The sequence below is a fragment of the Agrobacterium sp. 20P9.1.2 genome, from assembly GCF_057799395.1.
The window spans coordinates 249,573-269,146 of the sequence record NZ_JBYOKI010000006.1 but is presented as its reverse complement, the minus strand read 5'-3'; the positions used below and the strand labels follow the sequence as shown (position 1 = coordinate 269,146).

At 60.8% G+C, this 19,574-nt stretch carries 18 protein-coding genes and 1 riboswitch; of the genes, 13 read left to right on the top strand and 5 right to left on the bottom strand.

Annotated features, from left to right (window positions below; translation table 11 throughout):
• Positions 1–2 precede the first annotated feature (2 nt).
• Positions 3–1,013 carry a zinc-binding alcohol dehydrogenase family protein gene (locus AC27VJ_RS18055; protein WP_488685178.1) on the top strand — a complete coding sequence of 337 codons (1,011 nt, stop codon included), beginning with the start codon at positions 3–5 and terminating at the stop codon, positions 1,011–1,013.
• Positions 1,014–1,071: 58 nt separating this feature from the next.
• The gene (locus AC27VJ_RS18050; protein ID WP_488685177.1) at positions 1,072–2,349 is read left to right on the top strand and encodes an L-fuconate dehydratase; all 1,278 of its coding nucleotides are present in this window, start codon (positions 1,072–1,074) and stop codon (positions 2,347–2,349) included.
• Between the two features lie 90 nt (positions 2,350–2,439).
• Here AC27VJ_RS18050 and cobD read toward each other — a convergent pair whose 3' ends face one another.
• On the bottom strand, positions 2,440–3,504 hold the full coding sequence (cobD, locus tag AC27VJ_RS18045; protein ID WP_488685176.1) for a threonine-phosphate decarboxylase CobD: 1,065 nt from the start codon (positions 3,502–3,504) through the stop codon (positions 2,440–2,442).
• On the opposite strand from cobD, the gene cbiB reads away from it, so the two are divergent.
• Positions 3,503–4,468: an adenosylcobinamide-phosphate synthase CbiB gene (gene cbiB, locus AC27VJ_RS18040; protein WP_488685175.1), complete on the top strand. Its 966-nt coding sequence runs from the start codon at positions 3,503–3,505 to the stop codon at positions 4,466–4,468. The two genes, cobD and cbiB, sit on opposite strands and share 2 nt — an antisense overlap.
• On the opposite strand, the gene AC27VJ_RS18035 is transcribed toward cbiB, so the two are convergent.
• Together AC27VJ_RS18035 and cobO are read right to left on the bottom strand one after the other, a co-directional pair.
• Positions 4,455–5,912, bottom strand: coding sequence for a cobyric acid synthase (locus tag AC27VJ_RS18035; RefSeq protein WP_488685174.1), 1,458 nt, complete (start codon positions 5,910–5,912; stop codon positions 4,455–4,457). The genes cbiB and AC27VJ_RS18035 overlap by 14 nt on opposite strands.
• Before the next feature lie 3 nt (positions 5,913–5,915).
• On the bottom strand, positions 5,916–6,533 hold the full coding sequence (cobO, locus tag AC27VJ_RS18030) for a cob(I)yrinic acid a,c-diamide adenosyltransferase (RefSeq protein WP_353579098.1): 618 nt from the start codon (positions 6,531–6,533) through the stop codon (positions 5,916–5,918).
• A gap of 106 nt (positions 6,534–6,639) precedes the next feature.
• Positions 6,640–6,848, top strand: a riboswitch (cobalamin riboswitch).
• Positions 6,849–6,962: 114 nt separating this feature from the next.
• On the opposite strand from cobO, the gene AC27VJ_RS18025 reads away from it, so the two are divergent.
• The 7 genes from AC27VJ_RS18025 to AC27VJ_RS17995 are packed head-to-tail and all read left to right on the top strand — an operon-like array spanning position 6,963 to position 15,300.
• A complete protein-coding gene (locus AC27VJ_RS18025) occupies positions 6,963–7,388 on the top strand; it encodes a DUF1636 family protein (protein WP_488685173.1) in 426 nt (141 codons plus the stop codon).
• Positions 7,382–8,419: a cobalamin biosynthesis protein CobW gene (cobW, locus tag AC27VJ_RS18020; protein WP_062453050.1), complete on the top strand. Its 1,038-nt coding sequence runs from the start codon at positions 7,382–7,384 to the stop codon at positions 8,417–8,419. The genes AC27VJ_RS18025 and cobW overlap by 7 nt, the downstream gene beginning before the upstream one ends.
• 3 nt (positions 8,420–8,422) lie before the next feature.
• Complete coding sequence (cobN, locus tag AC27VJ_RS18015) at positions 8,423–11,773, top strand: cobaltochelatase subunit CobN (RefSeq protein WP_488685172.1); 3,351 nt, start codon at positions 8,423–8,425, stop codon at positions 11,771–11,773.
• A complete protein-coding gene (cobG, locus tag AC27VJ_RS18010) occupies positions 11,770–13,134 on the top strand; it encodes a precorrin-3B synthase (protein WP_488685171.1) in 1,365 nt (454 codons plus the stop codon). The genes cobN and cobG overlap by 4 nt, the downstream gene beginning before the upstream one ends.
• The gene (locus tag AC27VJ_RS18005; RefSeq protein ID WP_488685170.1) at positions 13,131–13,763 is read left to right on the top strand and encodes a precorrin-8X methylmutase; all 633 of its coding nucleotides are present in this window, start codon (positions 13,131–13,133) and stop codon (positions 13,761–13,763) included. The genes cobG and AC27VJ_RS18005 overlap by 4 nt, the downstream gene beginning before the upstream one ends.
• Positions 13,760–14,542, top strand: a complete 783-nt coding sequence (locus AC27VJ_RS18000; protein WP_488685169.1) for a precorrin-2 C(20)-methyltransferase — start codon at positions 13,760–13,762, stop codon at positions 14,540–14,542. The genes AC27VJ_RS18005 and AC27VJ_RS18000 overlap by 4 nt, the downstream gene beginning before the upstream one ends.
• Positions 14,539–15,300: a precorrin-3B C(17)-methyltransferase gene (locus AC27VJ_RS17995; RefSeq protein ID WP_488685168.1), complete on the top strand. Its 762-nt coding sequence runs from the start codon at positions 14,539–14,541 to the stop codon at positions 15,298–15,300. The genes AC27VJ_RS18000 and AC27VJ_RS17995 overlap by 4 nt, the downstream gene beginning before the upstream one ends.
• Here the strand turns inward: AC27VJ_RS17995 and AC27VJ_RS17990 are convergent.
• Complete coding sequence (locus tag AC27VJ_RS17990) at positions 15,267–16,034, bottom strand: cobalt-precorrin-6A reductase (RefSeq protein WP_488685167.1); 768 nt, start codon at positions 16,032–16,034, stop codon at positions 15,267–15,269. The two genes, AC27VJ_RS17995 and AC27VJ_RS17990, sit on opposite strands and share 34 nt — an antisense overlap.
• Here AC27VJ_RS17990 and cbiE point away from each other — a divergent pair.
• Genes cbiE through cobM form a run of 3 tightly spaced genes read left to right on the top strand, consistent with a single transcriptional unit; the run spans position 16,033 to position 18,433 of the window.
• Positions 16,033–17,289 (top strand): precorrin-6y C5,15-methyltransferase (decarboxylating) subunit CbiE, encoded by a 1,257-nt coding sequence (cbiE, locus tag AC27VJ_RS17985; RefSeq protein ID WP_488685166.1) that lies wholly within the window; start codon positions 16,033–16,035, stop codon positions 17,287–17,289. The two genes, AC27VJ_RS17990 and cbiE, sit on opposite strands and share 2 nt — an antisense overlap.
• Positions 17,274–17,663, top strand: coding sequence for a cobalamin biosynthesis protein (locus AC27VJ_RS17980; protein ID WP_488685165.1), 390 nt, complete (start codon positions 17,274–17,276; stop codon positions 17,661–17,663). The genes cbiE and AC27VJ_RS17980 overlap by 16 nt, the downstream gene beginning before the upstream one ends.
• A complete protein-coding gene (gene cobM / locus AC27VJ_RS17975; RefSeq protein WP_488685164.1) occupies positions 17,660–18,433 on the top strand; it encodes a precorrin-4 C(11)-methyltransferase in 774 nt (257 codons plus the stop codon). Before AC27VJ_RS17980 ends, cobM begins: the two co-directional genes overlap by 4 nt.
• On the opposite strand, the gene AC27VJ_RS17970 is transcribed toward cobM, so the two are convergent.
• The gene (locus AC27VJ_RS17970) at positions 18,388–19,521 is read right to left on the bottom strand and encodes a cobalt-precorrin-5B (C(1))-methyltransferase (RefSeq protein WP_488685163.1); all 1,134 of its coding nucleotides are present in this window, start codon (positions 19,519–19,521) and stop codon (positions 18,388–18,390) included. The two genes, cobM and AC27VJ_RS17970, sit on opposite strands and share 46 nt — an antisense overlap.
• Between the last annotated feature and the right edge of the window lie 53 nt (positions 19,522–19,574).

Below are 19,574 nucleotides of genomic sequence, written 5' to 3'. Positions count from 1 at the left end.
CCATGCTGGCGATTTTTTGCGATAAACCGGGGCTTCTTTCCGCAAAGGAATTGCCAAAGCCGCATCGCGCTGACGGCGAGGTTCTGGTGCGCATTCGCCGCATCGGTGTCTGCGGCACGGATTTGCACATTTTCACCGGCAACCAGCCATATCTTTCCTATCCGCGCATCATGGGCCACGAACTGTCAGGCACGGTGGAGGAAGCACCTGAAGGCAGTGGGTTGGCCGAGGGCGATGTCGTCACCATCATTCCCTATATCTCCTGCGGCAAGTGCAATGCCTGCCTGAAGGGCAGGAGCAATTGCTGCCGCAACATCGGCGTCCTCGGTGTTCATCGCGATGGCGGCATGGTGGAGTATCTCAGCGTTCCCCAGCAATTCGTGCTGAAGGCGGATGGCCTCACTCTAGATCAGGCGGCGATGACGGAGTTTCTTGCCATTGGCGCCCATGCGGTGCGTCGCGCGGCGGTGGAAAAAGGCCAGCAGGTGCTGATCGTCGGTGCTGGCCCAATTGGCATGGCGGTTGCCGTCTTTGCGGTTCTAGATGGCGGCTCTGTGACGATGATCGACAGCCGCGAAGACCGGCTGAATTTCTGCAAGGACCAGCTTGGCGTTTCCGATATCGTGCAACTCGGTGAGGGTGACAAGGACAGGCTCTCGGAGATCACCGGCGGCGATTTCTTCGATGTGGTGTTCGATGCCACAGGCAATCCGAAAGCGATGGAACGTGGCTTTTCCTTTGTCGGCCATGGCGGCTCTTACGTTCTCGTCTCCATCGTCGCCAGCGACATCAGCTTCAACGACCCAGAGTTTCACAAGCGCGAAACCACGCTGCTTGGCAGTCGTAATGCGACGCTTGAAGATTTCGAGGCCGTGTTGGAAGCGCAGCGCGCCGGTAAGGTGCCGGAAGCTCTGATTACCCACCGCATGGTGCTTGCCGATGTTCCATCCCGCTTTGCCGATCTGACCAATCCCAAGGCTGGTGTCATCAAAGGCATGGTTGAAGTGGCGTGAGCCTTTCGACCATGCCTGACGAAACGAATGTATGACCTCTGACCGCGAGTAAACGGCCATGACCAAAATCACAGACCTGCGCGTTTTCGATCTTCGTTTTCCCACATCCCAGAGCCTTGATGGCTCGGATGCGATGAACCCGGACCCGGATTATTCGGCGGCTTACGTTATTCTCGACACCGATGACGGGGCACTGAAAGGCCATGGCCTGACCTTCACTATCGGGCGCGGCAACGACATCTGCTGCATGGCCATCGAAGCGATGCGGCATCTGGTTGTTGGAACCGATCTTTCCACTGTGCTGGGAAATCCGGGCAAATACTGGCGTCATCTGACGAGCGATAGCCAGCTTCGCTGGATCGGGCCGGATAAGGGCGCGATGCATCTCGCCACCGGTGCCGTCGTTAATGCCGTGTGGGATTTGCTGGCGAAACAGGCGGGCAGACCGGTGTGGCAACTGGTGGCCGAGATGAGCCCTGAGCAGATCGCCGATATCGTCGATTACCGCTATCTCACCGATGTCCTGACGCGTGACGAAGCGTTGGCCATTCTCAAAAAGGCCGAAAGCGGCAAGGCTGAGCGTGTCGATATCCTCAAAAACGAGGGCTACGCCTGTTATACGACCTCCGCTGGCTGGCTGGGTTATGGCGATGAAAAACTGCGTCGTCTGTGCCAGGAAGCCGTCGATGCTGGTTTCAACCATGTGAAGATGAAGGTCGGTCGCGATCTCGAAGACGATATTCGCCGCCTGACCATTGCTCGCGAGGTCATCGGCCCCGACCGGTATCTGATGATCGATGCCAATCAGGTCTGGGAAGTCGATCAGGCCATTGAGTGGGTCAACAAGCTCGCCTTCGCCAAGCCCTTCTTCATCGAAGAGCCGACCAGCCCGGACGATATCGCTGGCCACCGCAAAATCCGCAATGCGATCGGTTCGGTCAAGGTAGCGACCGGTGAAATGTGTCAGAACCGCATCATGTTCAAGCAGTTCATTGCCGAAGGTGCGATCGACGTTGTGCAGATCGACAGCTGCCGCATGGGCGGTCTCAACGAAGTTCTGGCCGTGCTACTGATCGCCGCAAAATACGGCCTGCCGGTCTGGCCGCATGCCGGTGGCGTTGGGCTCTGTGAATATGTGCAGCATCTGTCGATGATCGATTATCTGGTCGTATCAGGTACCAAGGACGGTCGCGTGATCGAATATGTCGATCATCTGCACGAGCATTTCATCGAGCCCTGCGACATCCGCGATGCCGCCTATATGCCACCGAAAATGGCAGGTTTTTCGATTGAGATGAAGCCGGAGTCGATTGAGGCTTATACGTTCAAGGGGTAATCCTTATCACTGGTTACTCTTCATCGTCATCCTCGCCCTTGTGGCGAGGATCTGCCCACGTTTGACGTTGGGATTCATTAGATCCCCGGGTCAAGCTCGAGGATGACGGGCGGTCCCAGTGGCCGAGTGGAATTCCACCAAGGCCGCTTCCAGTCTAACCCATTCAGCTTCCACCCCCGGAAGTCCGAAGCGCAGGTCGTTTGGCCTCTCATCGAAAGTGCGCGTCAGAATACCGTTTCGCATCAGGTGGATGGAAAGGTCCTGCACCTGCGCATCACGCACAAGTGTGAACAGCGAGGTGCCACCAGCAATCGTAAGACTGACTTTTTCCAATAGACCGTTTAGCCGTTGGGAATCCTCTTTTAGCCGGAGTCTCATCCCATCCCGCCATGCCTGGTCCCCAAGAGCTTCAGTCGCAATATGCAGAGCCGGACCGGAGACGGCCCATGGTCCCAGCTGCGATTCGAGACTTTCTGCGATATCTGGATGCCCAATGGCGAAGCCGAGACGGATGCCTGCCATGCCGTAGAACTTGCCGAAGGAGCGCAGGACGACGAGGCCATCCGAGGTCGCCGCGTCTGCAACGCTTTCGGCATAGCCCGTTTCGATAAAGGCCTCATCCACCACAAGCAGTCCGCCCTTTTGGCCTATGGCGTCGGCCAGTTTGAGCACTTCTGACCGCTCCCACACGCGTCCATCGGGGTTGTTGGGGTTGATGATGACGGCATAATCGAAGGCGGCCAAGGCATCGATATCAGATACCTCGGTGACGACAAGCCCTGCCATGCGGGCAGTGCGGGCGTGTTCTGCATAGGCGGGGGAGAGAACGCCGCAGCTTGTTGCACCCCGCCCGACAGCGATCTGCGCAAGCAGCGGCATCAGCATCTGTGTTCCCGGCGCCGCCACGATATGCGCCGCCGAAGGTGCGCCGAAAGCTGCTACTGCTATCTCTTTCAGCCTTTCAACGGCACTTGGCTCAGGCAGGCGGGCAAAGGCGCTGGCGGGAATGGGCGAATGCGGGTAGGAGTGCGGGTTGATCCCGGTGGAAAGATCGATCCACGGTTCGGGCGCTTTGGGAAAAAGCAGACGCGCCCGACCCAGATTGCCACCATGGCGGATCGCTGGCTGCGCTTTTTCTGGTACCCTTTCGCCCATGTTCTTCGCTCTCGCTTTCCTGTCGCTGCTGATCGAACGCCTTGTCGGCTACCCCGACTGGCTGTTCAAGCGCATCGGCCACCCCGTGACCTGGATCGGTTCGCTTATCGCCCTCTTGGACAAAAAATGGAACCGGGAGAGCGATTCATTTTCACGCCGAAAGATGATGGGTGTCGCAGCTCTGGCCGTCTTTCTCGGTTTGACGGCGTTGATGGCCGTACTGTTGCAGGCCGTGCTCCTCCTGCTTCCCCTTGGCTTGCTGATCGTTGCAGTTCTCGGCGCATCGCTTCCCGCGCAGAAAAGTCTGGAGCAGCATGTCGAAGCGGTGGCCATTGCGCTGGAGCGTGACGGTATCGAGGGCGGGCGCAAGGCGGTGTCGATGATCGTCGGGCGTGATCCGGAAAAGCTGGATGAAGCAGCAGTGTGCCGGGCGGCGATTGAGAGTCTGGCGGAGAATTTTTCCGATGGCATTGTCGCGCCTTCGCTGTGGCTAGGGCTTCTGGGCCTTGCCGGAGGCGCAGGCTACAAGGCCATCAACACGGCTGATAGCATGATCGGTCATCGCTCTGCCCGCCACGAGGCGTTTGGATGGGCATCGGCGCGGCTGGATGATCTGGTCAATCTGCCCGCTTCCCGCCTCACCGGATTTCTTTTCATTTTGGCGGCTTGTTTCGTAAAGGGGGCCTCGCCCCGCAACGGTATGAGTGCCGTGTTTCGGGATGCGCACCACCACCGCTCGCCCAATGCCGGATGGCCGGAAGCAGCGATGGCGGGTGCGCTGGGTTTTGCGCTGGCCGGACCACGCTCCTACGGCGGGCAGATGATCGAGGCGCGCTTCATGGGCGAAGGCGGACGTCGGGATTTGACCGCGGCTGATATTCGCCGGGCATTGAAGCTCGCCCGCATTGCCGACGCATTGCTGATCGGCCTTTTAGGAGCCCTAGCACTCGTTATCGCGCTATAGCCAGCAGCGCATCGAGATCGAGGTGCCGCTCCATGTGATCGGCCAGGCCGTCCAGCACCGCATCGACCTGCTCTTCATAATTCAGTACGGAGCGATCAGCCCCGAGACGTTGAAGCCATGCGCTGCGCTGGTTATCGTCTGCGAAGAGGCCGTGGATATAGGTACCGAAAGCGCAACCGTCCGGGGAGATGGCTCCGTCTGTGTGGTTGCCGATGGTTGAAAACGGTCTGATATCGTCTGGCCCTTTTGTCACGCCGACATGCATTTCATAGCCGGATAAGGATACGCCATCGAAACAGCGACCTGTCACCGACACAAGCTTCTTATTGCCGGTCAGCACGGTATCGACGTCAAGCACACCCAGCCCCTGCACAGTGACCGGCTCGCCTTCTATCCCATCAGGGTCGGCAACGCTGTTGCCCAGCATCTGGTAACCGCCGCAGAGGCCCAGCACAGAACCACCGCGCCGAAGATGCGCTTTGATATCCACATCCAGACCTGCGTTTTTCAAGGCGGTGAGATCGGCAATCGTGGATTTGGAACCGCAGAGTAGCACCAGCGCGCAATCTGCCGGAATGACATCGCCCTGGCGCACCCGGATCAGCTCGACATCCGGTTCCGCCTCCAGCGGGTCGAGGTCATCGAAATTGGAGATATGCGGCAGGATCGGTACCGCAATGCGGATTTTGGCACCCGGTTTCCTCTGTCCCGGTGCCGAAAGCCCCAGCGCATCTTCGGCAGGCAAGCGACTGGCATCTGCAAAATGCGGCAGCAGGCCGATCTGGTTCCAGCCGGTCTTGTCTGCGATGATCCGCATCCCCTCATCGAACAGGCTGGGATCGCCCCTGAAACGGTTGACGATGAAGCCTTCGATCATCGCCGCATCATCCGCATCCAGAACCGTCTTCGTGCCGACGAGGCTAGCAATGACGCCGCCCCGGTCGATATCGCCGATGAGGATGACAGGTGCATTGGCTGCGCGGGCAAAGCCCATATTGGCAATGTCATTGGCGCGGAGATTGACTTCGGAGGCACTGCCCGCGCCTTCCACCAGCACCAGATCTGCCTTGGTTTTGAGATGCTCGAAACTTTCCAGCACGCGCGGCATCAGCCCAGCTTTCATATGCTGATAATCCGCCGCCTTGGCATTGCCGATGACCTTTCCCTGCACCACCACCTGTGCGCCGGTTTCGCTCTGGGGTTTGAGCAGCACCGGGTTCATGTGTACGGAAAGGGGAACGCCTGCGGCGCGCGCCTGCAAAGCCTGCGCCCTGCCGATCTCTCCGCCATCGGCGGTCACGGCGGCGTTGTTGGACATGTTTTGCGGTTTGAAGGGCATGACGGACAGCCCGCGCCGGGTAAAGGCACGCGCCAGCCCCGCCACCATCAGCGATTTGCCGACATCGGAGCCGGTTCCCTGAAACATCAAAACGCGTGCTGTCATTGATCAGAACTCAATGCCGGACTGGGCTTTGACGCCTGCCTTGAAGTGGTGCTTCACCAGCGTCATTTCCGTCACCATATCGGCGGCATCGATCAGAGGCTGCTTGGCGTTACGGCCTGTGACGATGACGTGCAGGCCGGGGCGACGGTTCTGCAGGGTCTCCACCACCTCCTCCAGCGGCAGATAGTCATAGCGCAGCGCGATGTTGAGTTCATCCAGAACCACGAGGCCGATGGTTTCATCGGCCATCAGCGTCTTCGCCTCTTCCCACGCTTTGGTGGCGGCAGCGACGTCGCGTTTCAGATCCTGAGTGTCCCACGTGAAACCTTCACCCATGGTGCGCCATTCCACCCGGTCGCCGAACAGGGCCAGTGCGCCCTGCTCGCCGGTGGACCATGCGCCCTTGATGAATTGCACGATACCGACGCGTCTGCCAGTGCCCAGCATGCGCAGGGCCAGACCAAAGGCGGCGGTGGATTTGCCCTTGCCGGGGCCGGTGTTGATCATCAGCAGACCTTTTTCGATGGTCTTTTCTGAGACTTCGGCGTCCTGCACGGCTTTGCGGTTGACCATTTTGGCGCGGTGACGTTCGGCTTCGCTGTCGCTGATGTCGCGGGTCATGGCGGCTGGTCCTTCCGGGTCTCATGCTTTTTCAAAGCGGCGACTATAACCAAAACGCGTGCCGCGGCAATGATGCGCGGCATTGACATAAAAGCATCGCAGGGCATAAGGGTTAAGGACTGACGGTCTTTTTCCGGCAACGGGAAAAGCTAAGAGGGAACACGGTGCATTTCGCTTGAGCGGAAAAATCCGTGGCTGCCCCCGCAACTGTAAGCGGTGAGCCCGCGCTGAAAGCCACTGGATGAAAATCCGGGAAGGCAGCGCAAGGGTGTTGAAGCCGCAAGCCAGGAGACCTGCCGTTTCAGGAAAAACGTCTGCCGGGCGGGGTGCTCCGGTCAGCCGGTTGTTCGGACAATGGCTGTGCGTGTCCCGCATTCCGTTTCGATATCCGCACCCCTGAGACATTTTGAAGGCGCGGAAAGCAGACCCTTGGATATTACAGCAACATCGACCAGCCAGACCGAAAAGACGGACCGTGACACCGCACCCGGCGTCGTGGTCTTCGTCTGCCGCAGCTGCCGGTCCGAAGCCGAACCGAATGCAGACCCCCGCCCCGGTGCGCTTCTGACGGAGGCTGCCTTAGCGCTTGGAGCGAGTGAAGGCGTGACCGTTCGCAGCGTCAATTGCCTTGCCAATTGCAAGCGTGGCCTCAGCGCCGCGATGCGCAGCACCGACGGTTGGTCCTACATGTTTGGCGGCCTGACGGAAAACGATGCCGCAGACCTGATGACTGGCGCGCGCCTGTTGGCCGCAGCACCGGATGGGCTGATGCCCTGGCGCGGACGCCCCGATAGTTTGAAGCGTGGCCTTGTGTCGCGCATTCCCCCTTTGCATTTTACCGAGGAGACATCATGACCACGCTCGATCGCGTTCCCTGCACCATCATCACCGGCTTTCTAGGCGCGGGCAAAACCACGCTTTTGCGCGGCCTTCTGGAAAAGCTCGAGGGCAAGCGGCTGGCGATCATCGTCAACGAGTTCGGCGATGTCGGCATCGACGGTGAAATTCTGAAAGGCTGCGGCATCGAAAGCTGCCCGGAAGAAAACATTGTGGAACTGGCCAATGGCTGCATCTGCTGCACTGTGGCCGATGATTTCCAGCCCGCCATCGAACAGATTCTGAGCCGTCAGCCGCGCGTCGAGCATATTCTGATCGAAACATCGGGCCTCGCTCTGCCCAAGCCACTCGTGCAGGCCTTCCAGTGGCCCGCCATCAAAAGCCGGGTGACGGTGGATGCCGTGGTCGCCGTGGCCGATGGTGCAGCCCTTGCCGAGGGCATGGTCTCGCATGATCTGGAGGCGCTTGCCGCCCAGCGTCAGAATGACGAAGCACTTGATCACGACGATCCGGTCGAAGAAGTCTTCGAGGACCAGATTGCCTGCGCCGACCTCATCGTTCTGACCAAGGGCGATCTGCTGGATGCCGAAGGTCTGGAGCGCGCCAAGGCGCATATCAATGCGCATCTGCCGAAAGCTGCGAAGATCGTCGTCGCCTCCAATGGTGCGGTCGATCCCGCGGTGCTGATCGGGCTTGGTCTTGCGGTTGAAGAGGACATCGAAAACCGTCACACCCATCACGATGAGGAAGAAGACCACGATCATGACGAGTTCGACAGCTTCGTCGTGGAACTGGATGCGGTGACGGATGCCGATGCTCTGGCTGCTCGCATTTCCGAAACGGCGGCTTCTGAAAATGTGCTGCGCATCAAGGGTTTTGTCGAGGTCTCGTCCAAGCCGATGCGGTTGCAGGTGCAGGCGGTCGGCTCGCGCGTCAACCATTACTTCGACCGTCCCTGGGCGACAGGTGAAGTTCGCCGCAGCCGTCTGGTAGTGATAGGTGAAAAGGGTCTTGACCGCGCGAAAATCGAGCGGATGTTGGCGGCCTGATCCATGCACATCCTCGCCACCACATCCTCGTCTCTGGACGACCTGATCGAGCCGGTTGATCTCAACCAGGGTCAGGCGGATGTGGTGGTGCTGTCCTTTTCGACCAGCGATCTGGGCGGGCTGGAACGTGGATGGCAGCGCAGCACGGATGGTTCCGTCTCGCTCCTCTCCGCAAACCTTTCCGAGTTGCGCCATCCCATGTCGGTCGATCTGTGGATCGAAAAGACGGCGGAACATGCCAAGCTGATCCTTATCCGGATTCTCGGCGGTGCCGACCGCTGGCGTTATGGCGTCGACGAATTGTCGAGAATGGCGCGGCGGCGCGGTATCAAGCTGGTGCTTTTGCCGGGGGAATGCAGCGAGCGCGATGAAAAGCTTGAAGCGGCGTCCACAGTCGATCTGCCGACGCAGTTCAAAATCCTGTCTTTCTTTCGTGAAGGCGGGTCTGAGAATATGGACCGGGTTGCAAAAGGGCTTGCGGCCTTTGCGCAGGGGGAAGTCTGCCCGGACATGGCAGCAGAGCCCTTGCCAAAAAGCGGATTTTACAAGCCGGACGAAGGCGTTGTTGGACTTTCGGCAGCGTTGAATGGATTTTCAGAGCAGGCACCCCTGATACCAATCCTGTTTTACCGCTCCATGCTGATGGCCGCCGATGTCGCCCCAATCGACGCGCTTTACGCAGCGCTTCGCGAGCGCGGCTTTGCCCCTTTGCCGATCTTCGTCAGCGGTTTGAAGGACGGTGAAGCGATCCGGTTTCTGGAACAGACACTTGGTCGTTTGAAGCCGGCGGCAATGGTGACGGCAACGGCCTTTGCTAGCCAGTCGGATGAGGACGGCAGGAGCCTGTTCGACCGGCTGGGCGTCGCGACCTTTCAGGTCATCATGGCCACCACGCGGCGGGATGGCTGGGCAGAAAACATCCGCGGCCTCAACCCCTCCGATCTTGCCATGCATGTCGTGCTGCCGGAGCTGGATGGCCGTCTTCTGGCCGGTGCGATTTCCTTCAAGGCACCTGACCCGGAGGGCGGGCGGGGTCTTGTTCATCAGGCTGAGCCGGATCGTGTCGAGCAGGTTGCGAACCGCATCGCCGCATTTCTCCGTTTGAAAAAAGCCGCTCCGTCTGAGCGGCAGATCGTCATTCTCATGCCGGATTATCCGGGCGCAGCACCGGGACGGACCGGTTATGCCGTCGGTCTGGACGTGCCGCAAAGCGTGCTGGAGATGCTGCGCGACCTGCGCGATGCTGGTTACGCGGTCGGTGATATTCCGGAGACGGCGCGGGCGCTGCTAAACCGCGTTGAAAACGAAACTGCCAGTTTCCGCCTTGCCGATTATTCAGCGTTTCGCAGTAACCTGCCGCGGACTGCCGATCTGGCCTTGGATGAGACATGGGGCGATGCCGATAAGGACGATGCCGCCATTAATGGCATATTCCACTTCCGCGCCGCTCGATTCGGCTCCGTAACGGTGGCACTTGCACCGGATCGTGGCGGCAATGAAGATCGGCGGGTGGATTATCACGACCCGGCCCTGCCGCCTCGGCACGCGCTGGTCGCCTTCGGGGCTTGGATGCACAAAAGCCTCGACGCACATGCCATTATCCATGTCGGTGCCCATGGCACGCTGGAATGGCTGCCCGGCAAAACGGTGGCGCTGTCGCAGGCTTGCTTCCCGGAAATCGTGACCGGCCCGCTGCCGGTGATCTATCCCTTCATCGTGTCTAATCCGGGTGAAGCTGCGGTGGCCAAGCGGCGCATCGCTGCCGTCACCATCGGGCATATTCCACCTGTCTTGGTCGATGCCGGGCTGTCGCCGGAGCAAATGGCTCTAGAACAGCTGGTCGATGAATATGCGCAGGCCGATGGCCTGGACCGCCGCCGCCGTGACCGGCTGGCAAGACTGATTGTCGAAAAAGCCCAGGAAACCGGGCTAGCCGCAGATGCCGGTGTCGGCACGCAGGACGATGCCGATACCGCGCTCTCGCGGATAGATGCTTTTCTCTGCGACCTTAAGGATTTTGCCATCAAGGACGGCCAGCACGTGTTTGGCCGCTGCGCGGATGATGAGCCGGATTCTCTGCGAATGCAAAGTGCAGTAGCGGAGAAGACCGCGCTGCTCGCGGCGCTTGACGGGCGGCACATCACATCGGGGCCAGCGGGCGCTCCGGCGCGTGGCCGACAGGATGTGTTGCCGACGGGCCGCAATCTCTACGCCGCCGACCCGCGCACCATGCCGACGCCAACCGCATTCGAGCTTGGCCGCATGGCGGGCGAAGAAGTCCTGAGGCATTATTTGCAGAGCCATGGCGACTGGCCGAAACATCTGGTCTTCGACCTCTGGGGCTCGGCCTCGTTGCGCAATGGCGGCGAGGATGTAGGCCAAGCTCTGCACCTGATGGGTGCAAGACCGATTTACGATCAGGCGACTGGCCGCGTCACCGGCATCGAAGTGCTGCCGCCCGCCGCACTTGGACGGCCCCGGGTGGATGTGACATTCCGTATTTCCGGCCTCTTCCGCGATATGTTCCCGGCTCTGATTGCCCTGCTCGATGCTGCCGCGAAAGCCATTGCGCGGCGGGAGGAATCTCCGGGAGATAACCCTTTGGGCGAAGAAGCAGCGCACCTCGGCCACATACCGGCGCGCATTTTTGGCTCCGCACCCGGTACCTATGGCGCTGGTATCGAAGAAAAGCTGGCAAACGGGCGCTGGGAAGAGCGCGAAGAGCTGGGCCAGATCTATCTGGATGCCGCCAGCCATGCTTTCGGCGGCGCTGACGGACTTGGCGTGTTCGCCGATGCAGGCTTTGCAAACCAGGTGGAAAAGGCCGATCTTTTGGTGCACACCGGCGACGATCCGGGCCGCGACCTTCTCGACGGCTCCTCCGATGTCGCCTTTATCGGCGGCTTTGCGGCGGCCAAGGTGGCGCTCGGTCAATCTGCCGATGTGGTGGCGCTCGATACGACTGATCCAGCCCGCCCCCGTGCGCGCTCCATCGCGCAGGCCATCACCCGCGTTGTGCGCGCCCGCGCCATCAATCCGCGCTTCATTGCCGGGCAGATGCGGCATGGGCCACGCGGGGCGGCGGAATTTGCCGAGACGGTGGATCGGCTGATCGGCTTTGCCGAAACGACGCATGCGGTGTCGTCCTCTCTGATCGAGGCGCTCTACGATGCCTATTTCGGCAATGAGGAGGTCCATGATTTCATTCTGCGGGAAAATCCGCAAGTCGCAGAGGTCATGGCGCAACGCTTTCTCTCCGCCCGCCGCCGCGGCCTCTGGCACAGCCGCCGCAATGCTGTCGATGCCGAGCTGGAAATGGTGATCGCGGCAAAGCCGGTGAGGGTGCGTGCATGAGCGCAAGCCGCCCAGCCGATATCAAGCCTTTTACCCGTCGCGGCACCTGCCCTGCCCTGTCTGCCCCCATGCAGACGGGCGACGGACTTTTGTCACGCATTGCCTTTACGGACGCTATTTCTCCGGGCGATCTTGCGGCGCTATGCGCCCTCGCCATCCAGCACGGAAACGGGCTGATCGACATCACCGCGCGCGGCGGTTTGCAATTTCGTGGCCTGACGGCTGCAAGTGCCGTGGCGCTTGAACACGATGTTCTGGCCCTTGGTCTACCGCTGCGGCAGGGTTTGGCGGTAGAAACCTCGCCTCTGGCAGGCATGGATGACACGGCCATTGCCGATCCGCGCGATATCGTCAGGCGGATAGAGGAGCGTAGCGATGCGCTTCACCTGTCCGAAAGGCTGGCCGCGAAAATGTCTGTCATCATCGATGGCGGCGGGCATGTGGGCATGGCTGATCTGCTGGCGGATATCAGGCTGAAAGCCGTTCGCGTCCATGATGGCGTGCTGTGGCAGCTTATACTGGGGGGCGCGGAAGCCAAGGCATTGCAGGCCGGTCTGCTGCGCACCGAACATGCTGCCGACGTCGTCATCGATCTTCTGACGAGCCTTGCAGAACGGGGTTCGGACGCGCGCGGTCGTGACTTGGATATTGAAACGGTGCGAGCGATTTGTGCGGACAGGCTGCTCGAAAATAATTTGGGGCAAGACCTCGCCGCCCCTAGAGGAGCGGAACAATACGGTCTGATGCGCCTCTCGCAGAACCTCTTCGCCGCCGTCCTTGCGCCTGCCTATGGACAAATCACGGCAGAGGCGCTGTCTTTCCTCTGCACCGTTGCTTCTACGCTTGGCGTCAACACTGTAAGACCCGGCCCAGCCCACGCCCTCTATTGTCTAGGAAGCGAAGAGGCTTGCCAAACGCTTCTCGTCCAGGCGCACGAAGCAGGCTTCGTGACGGATTCGCATGATCCGCGTTCCGCCATTGCCGTGTGCGCTGGTGAACCGGCTTGTGCCTCCGCCTTCATCGCCACAAGAGAGCTGGCCGAACACGCGGCGGCGGACTGTGCCGCCCTGCTGGATGGGTCGATCACGCTGCATCTTTCCGGCTGCGGCAAGGGTTGTGCTCATCCCACCGCAGCGTCGCTTGCCTTCTCTGGCTCTTCCGAGGGGCTGGCGTTTCGCTTTTCGGGCCGTGTTTCGGATGCACCAGACGTGATTTTGCCCGTCACGGAGCAGAAGGCCGCACTTTCGCGACTTGCCCGTTTGTATGAAAAAGAACATAAGCCCGGAGAAAATGCCCGCGCGCTGCTTGCCCGTCTTGGCAGGCAAAAGATTGTCGCGGCGCTCCGACAGGATGATCGATGATTGAATACGACTATATTCGCGATGGAAACGCGATCTATGAGCGCTCCTTTGCGATGGTGCGGGAAGAGGCCGATCTGTCCGCCTTCACGCCTGATCAGGCTGAAATTGCCATCCGCATGATTCACGCCTGTGGGCAGGTGGAGGCGGCCCAGCATTTTCGCTTTTCTCCCGATTTCGTGGCAGCCGCACGCGGTGCGCTGGAAGCGGGCAAACCCATTCTCTGCGACGCAGAAATGGTGGCGCATGGTGTGACGCGTGCACGCCTTCCCGCCCGCAATGAGGTAATTTGCACCTTGCGCAGTCCACAAACCCCGGAACTGGCAAAGGCCATTGGCAATACCCGTTCCGCCGCCGCCCTCGATCTCTGGGGCGAAAAGCTGGATGGCGCTGTGGTGGCCATCGGCAACGCGCCGACCGCTCTTTTTTATCTTCTGGAAATGCTGGAGCGCGGTGCGCCCCGCCCCGCCGCCATCATCGGCATGCCGGTCGGTTTCGTCGGCGCGATGGAATCGAAGGATGCACTCGAAGACAGCCCGCTGCGCATTCCCTATGCCATCGTCAAGGGTCGCCTTGGTGGTTCGGCCATGACGGCAGCGGCGGTCAACGCCGTCGCGAGGCCCGGTCTATGAGCGCGGCGTTGTTCGATCCCGCGCCGCAGACGGCACTGAAGGGCAAGCTGATCGGTGTCGGTACTGGCCCGGGTGATCCCGAGCTTTTGACGCTGAAGGCAGTGCGCGCCATCGAGAATGCCGATGTCGTCGCCTTCTTTTGCAAAAAAGGCAGTAAGGGCAACGGGCGCGGCATCGTTGAAAGCTTCATTCGCCCCGGCACGCTGGAAATGCCGCTGGTCTATCCGGTAACGGTGGAAAGCGACAAGAACGGTGATGATTATCGCGGCGCCATTGCCGGCTTTTTCGATCAGTCTGCGAAGGATATCGCGGTTCATCTCGATGCTGGGCGAAACGTTGCTGTTCTCTCGGAAGGCGATCCGCTGTTTTACGGCTCCTATATGCACCTGCATTTGCGGCTTGCTCCATCTTATCCGGCAGAGGTCGTGGCTGGCATCACCGCCATGTCCGGTTGCTGGTCCATGGCCGGGCTGCCGCTGGTGCAGGGCGATGATATCTTGAGCGTGCTGCCGGGTACTCTGGGCGAAGAGATATTGACGGAACGGCTTTCCGGCACTGATGGCGCTGTCATCATGAAGGTCGGGCGTAACCTGCCGAAGATCCGCCGGGCGCTGGAAAGAGCGGGCAAGCTGCAAAGCGCGCTTTATGTCGAACGCGGTACGATGGAAAACGGCCACGCCATGCGTCTGGTGGATCATGATGGTTCGCCCGCCCCTTACTTCTCGCTGGTTCTGGTTCCGGGCTGGAAAGACAGGCCTGTTGGTGGAGAGCCGGTATGAGCGGTCGTCTCACCGTTGTCGGGCTTGGCCCGGGCAATGAGGGCCAGATCACGCCGGAAGCGCTGGAGGCTGTGCGCGAGGCGGAAGACTTTTTCGGCTATATTCCCTATCTCGACCGGCTTTCGCTGGCACCGCATCAACGCCGCCATGCCTCCGATAATCGCGAGGAACTCTCCCGCGCCGAGGCAGCGCTGACGATAGCGGCGGCGGGCGGCAAGGTCTGTGTCGTCTCCGGCGGCGATCCCGGTGTTTTCGCCATGGCGGCAGCGGTATGCGAAGCGATTGAACACGGCCCTGCCGAATGGCGGGAGATCGATTTGTCCGTAGTTCCTGGCGTCACGGCGATGCTCGCGGTTGCTGCGAAAGCGGGAGCACCGCTGGGGCATGATTTCTGCGGGATTTCTCTATCGGATAACCTCAAGCCCTGGTCGCTGATTGAAAAACGACTGATCGCGGCGGCTGAGGCCGGATTCGTGATGGCCTTCTACAACCCCGTCAGCAAGGCGCGCCCGCATCAATTGGCAACGGCGTTCGATGTGCTACGCGCCCATCTGCCGGGCACCGTCCCCGTCATTTTCGGGCGTGCTGCCGGGCGGGCGGATGAGCGTATGCGGGTGGCGCCGCTGTCAGAAGCGGCAAGCGATATGGCGGATATGGCCACCTGCATCATTGTCGGCTCGGTGGAAACGCGGCTGATCGAACGCGATGGCCAGCCACCCATCGTCTATTCTCCCCGTTCGTCCAAAAGGGAAAGCTGATGGCGAATGACGGCCAAGGCCGCACCAATGGTCGGTACGGTCGCTGTGCGGGAAAGCGCAGGGCGCTCGATCATCAACACTGTGATGCCAAGTTGCCTCGCCGCCTCGATCTTTGCATAGGCCGCCGTGCCGCCGGAGTTTTTGGAAACGATGAAGGCGATACGGTTATCGCGCAACAAGGTGATTTCGTCTTCCAGCGCAAAGGGGCCACGCGCGGTAATGTAGCACGCATGCGCAAGGTTAAGCGGTGGCTCGACCGGATCGACGCTGCGAATGAGATAATGGTGCTGCGGTGCTGCCTCGAAGGGCAGAAGTTCCTGACGCCCGAGCGCGAGAAAGGCGTTTTTACTTTCCGCGCCAAGAGCAGCCACCGCACTCTCCACATCGGCCACGCTCTGCCAGTGATCACCAAACTGTCTTTCCCACGCAGGGCGCTCCAGCGTGACAAGCGGAGTATTGGCCAGTCGTGCGGCCTCGATAGCGTTGGCAGAGATACGCGCCGCATAAGGGTGCGTTGCATCGACCAGCAGATCGAAATCGTTTTCGGTGATGAACGCCGCCAAGCCACTCGCGCCGCCAAAGCCGCCGGTGCGCATTGGCACGGGTTGCGGAACCGGATCCCGGGTGCGGCCAGCCATAGAGAGAAGCAACCGGTAGCCGGAGTCGTCAGCCAGTTTTCCGGCCAGAATGCGGGCATCCGCCGTGCCGCCGAGAATGAGTATGGAGCGTGTCATGGCGTCTGAATATGCCGGAATCGATGGAGCATCCAGCAAAAAGCCGGTTGGATCGTGGCTTTCCATTGTCGGTCTTGGCGAAAATGGCCTCGCCGGTATAGGCGAGGACGCGCGGCGCGCTATCGAAAGCGCCGAATTCGTCTTTGGCGGCAAGCGGCATCTGGCGCTGGCAGCGGGTGCCATAAAGGGTGAAGCGCGGCCATGGCCGGTGCCGTTCGATGTTGATATGGCCGATGTGATCGCGCTGCGTGGACGCAAAGTCTGCGTGCTGGCCTCGGGCGATCCCTTCTTTTACGGTGTTGGCGTGACACTCCTGCGGCAGGTGGCTGCGGAAGAGGCCATCTCCTACCCTGCCCCATCGGCCTTCTCGCTGGCGGCCTCGCGGCTTAGCTGGGCCTTGCAGGATGTGGAATGCGTGTCCTTGCATGGCCGCTCCATCGATCTCATCCGCCCGCATCTGCATCCCGGTGCAAAACTCATCGTCCTGACATCGGATGAAAAAGCCCCTGCCCTTTTGGCAGCACTTTTGTCTGAGAGCGGGTTCGGGCGTTCGAATTTTACTCTGCTGGAGGCCTTAGGTGGTCCGCGGGAAAAGATGCGCCGTGGAAAGGCCATCGCGTTCTCTCTTGACGATATCGATCCGCTGAATGTTGTGGCAATCCACGTCGTGGCGGATGAAAAGGCGCGCATCCTCCCCTACACGCAAGGTCTGGATGATGCGCTGTTCGAGCATGATGGCCAGATGACCAAACGCGAAATACGCGCCGTCACCCTCTCCTCTCTTGCCCCACGACACGGCGAATTGCTGTGGGATATCGGTGCGGGCTCCGGCTCCATCGGCATCGAATGGATGCTGGCGCATCCTTCCTTGCGTGCCATCGGTATCGAGCAGAATGCGGAGCGGGCGGAACGCGCCATGCGTAACGCCGAAGCCTTCGGTGTGCCGGGGCTGGAGGTGGTGATTGGTGCCGCACCGGAGGCTTTCGAGGGCCTGCCCACCCCTGACGCGATTTTCATCGGCGGCGGGGGCAGTGAGGCGGGTGTGCTGGATGGCGCTATCGAAGCGTTGAAACCCGGCGGTCGTCTGGTGGCCAATGCGGTGACGCTGGAGATGGAGGCGATGTTGCTGGCAGCACAGGCGCGGTTGGGTGGTTCGCTGATCCGGCTTGAGGTCGCGCGTGCCTCGTCTGTTGGTTCCATGCAGGGCTGGCGTCCGGCCATGCCGGTCACGCAATGGGCATGGATCAAGCCGTGATTGTTGCCGGGATCGGATGCCGCAAGGGAACCAGTGCAGAGACGATCATCGCTGCACTTGATGCGGCGTCTAAAGAACACAGCGTGGCGATCGATTTCATCGCAACGGCACCCATCAAGGCGGATGAGCCGGGTTTGCTGGAGGCGGCAACGCGGCTCAACATGGCCTTTGTTGTGGTGGCGCAGCCAGACTTCGAACTGGCTAGCGCTCGCACCATCACGCAATCGGCTGTGAGCCTGAAGCATTCCGGTTCGCCCAGTTTGAGCGAGGCAGCGGCGCTTGCGGCTTTGGGACCAAAATCAAGGATGATTGCCCCGCGAATGGTGATCGGCGACATGACGGTGGCGCTTGCCACTTTAGGAGACGACGAATGACGGTTCATTTTATCGGTGCCGGTCCGGGTGCGGCAGACCTCATCACCGTGCGCGGGCGCGATCTCATCGCCGCCTGCCCGGTCTGCCTTTATGCGGGCTCGCTGGTGCCGAAGGCGCTGCTGGACTATTGCCCTCCCGGTACCCGCATTGTCGATACGGCAGCCCTTTCGCTTGATGATATCGAGGCGGAATATGTTGCTGCTGCGCGCGAGGGCAAGGACGTGGCACGGCTGCATTCCGGCGACCTCTCCGTCTGGAGCGCCATGGGCGAGCAAATCCGCCGTCTGGAGTGTCTGGGGCTGGATTATACCGTGACACCCGGCGTTCCCTCCTTTGCCGCCGCCGCTGCCACATTGAAACGTGAACTGACGGTGCCGGAAGTGGCGCAGAGCCTCGTGCTGACCCGCGTGTCGGGCCGCGCCTCCAAAATGCCGGAGACGGAAACGCTGAAGGCATTCGGTGCGACGGGTGCGACGCTCGCCATCCACCTTGCCATCCACGCCATTGCGAAGGTGGTTGAGGATTTGACGCCGCTTTATGGAGCGGACTGCCCGGTTGCCATCGTCGTGCGGGCCTCATGGCCGGAAGAGCGGGTTATCAAGGGCACGTTGGGCGATATCGAAGCCAAGCTCGCGGAAGAGCCGGTGGAGCGCACGGCTCTGATTTTCGTCGGCAAGGGCTTGGCGTCGGAAGATTTCCGTGAAAGCGCGCTATACAGCACGGATTATGTGCGGCGGTTTCGTTCGCCCGAGGGAAAAGCCGAAGAGTGATTTGCTGACGGCGCAAAGCCCGAGCGCCCTTTCAGCACGCCATCCCGGTCGAAGACCAGAATTTCCAGCGACATGCCGGGCGTGTTCAGCGCCTCGGCTGCCGTCTTCCACGCATTGGCGGCCACCGTTGCGCCAAGGTCGATGCCTGCGGCTTCAGACATGGTAAAGGCGTGGGACACGGTGTTGGCGTGGTGGATGGCATCTGCCAGCCCCTCATCGCCGCCCGCTTCCACGGCAAGCTTTGCCAGCGCATGCAGATCAGCAAGGCCGCGCTTGGAGTGGACGTCCAGCATGCCCTGGGCGAGCTTGGTCATCTTGGCCACACCACCGGCAATGGTCAGTTTCTCCACCGGGTGGGTTCGCAGATATTTTAGCATACCGCCGATGAAATCACCCATGTCGATCAGCGCCGTTTCCGGCAGGCCATGTAGGGCTTGTCCGGCTTTTTCCGAGGCATTGCCCGTGGCACCGAGAATATGGGTCAGCCCCTCGGCGCGGGCCACGTCTATGCCGCGCCAGATGGAGTGAATCCAGGCCGAACAGGAAAAGGGAATGACGATGCCGGTGGTGCCGAGGATCGAAATGCCGCCGAGAATGCCCAATCGGCTATTCAGGGTTTTCTCGGCGATCTTCTCGCCATTTTCCACCGATATCTCGACCTCGAAGTCGGCATGTTCGCCCGCCACCTCACGGATTGCGGCCTCTATCATCTTGCGGGGAACGGGGTTGATCGCCGGTTCGCCAACGGCCAACGGAAGGCCGGGCCGGGTCACGGTGCCGACACCTTGGCCTGCCTTGAAGGTAACGCCCGTGCCGGGTCTACCGGGGCGCACGGTGCCTTCCACCAGCGCGCCATGGGTCACGTCAGGGTCATCGCCCGCATCCTTGATGACGCCTGCGCGGGCAAAGCCGTCGCCCTTATCCTGCGTTGCCAGCGAAAAGCCGACACGCTTGCCGCTTGGAAGTTCGATCTCGACAGGGTATGGAAACTCTCCGGTCAGCAACGCGGTACAGGCGGCCTTGGTCGCCGCCGTGGCGCAGGCGCCGGTCGTCCAGCCGCGACGCAGGTTTTTTCCATCCGTTTCCATCCTGTGTCTATAGCGGTTACGAGTTTGGCCGTCATCGGGAAACAGCAGGCAGT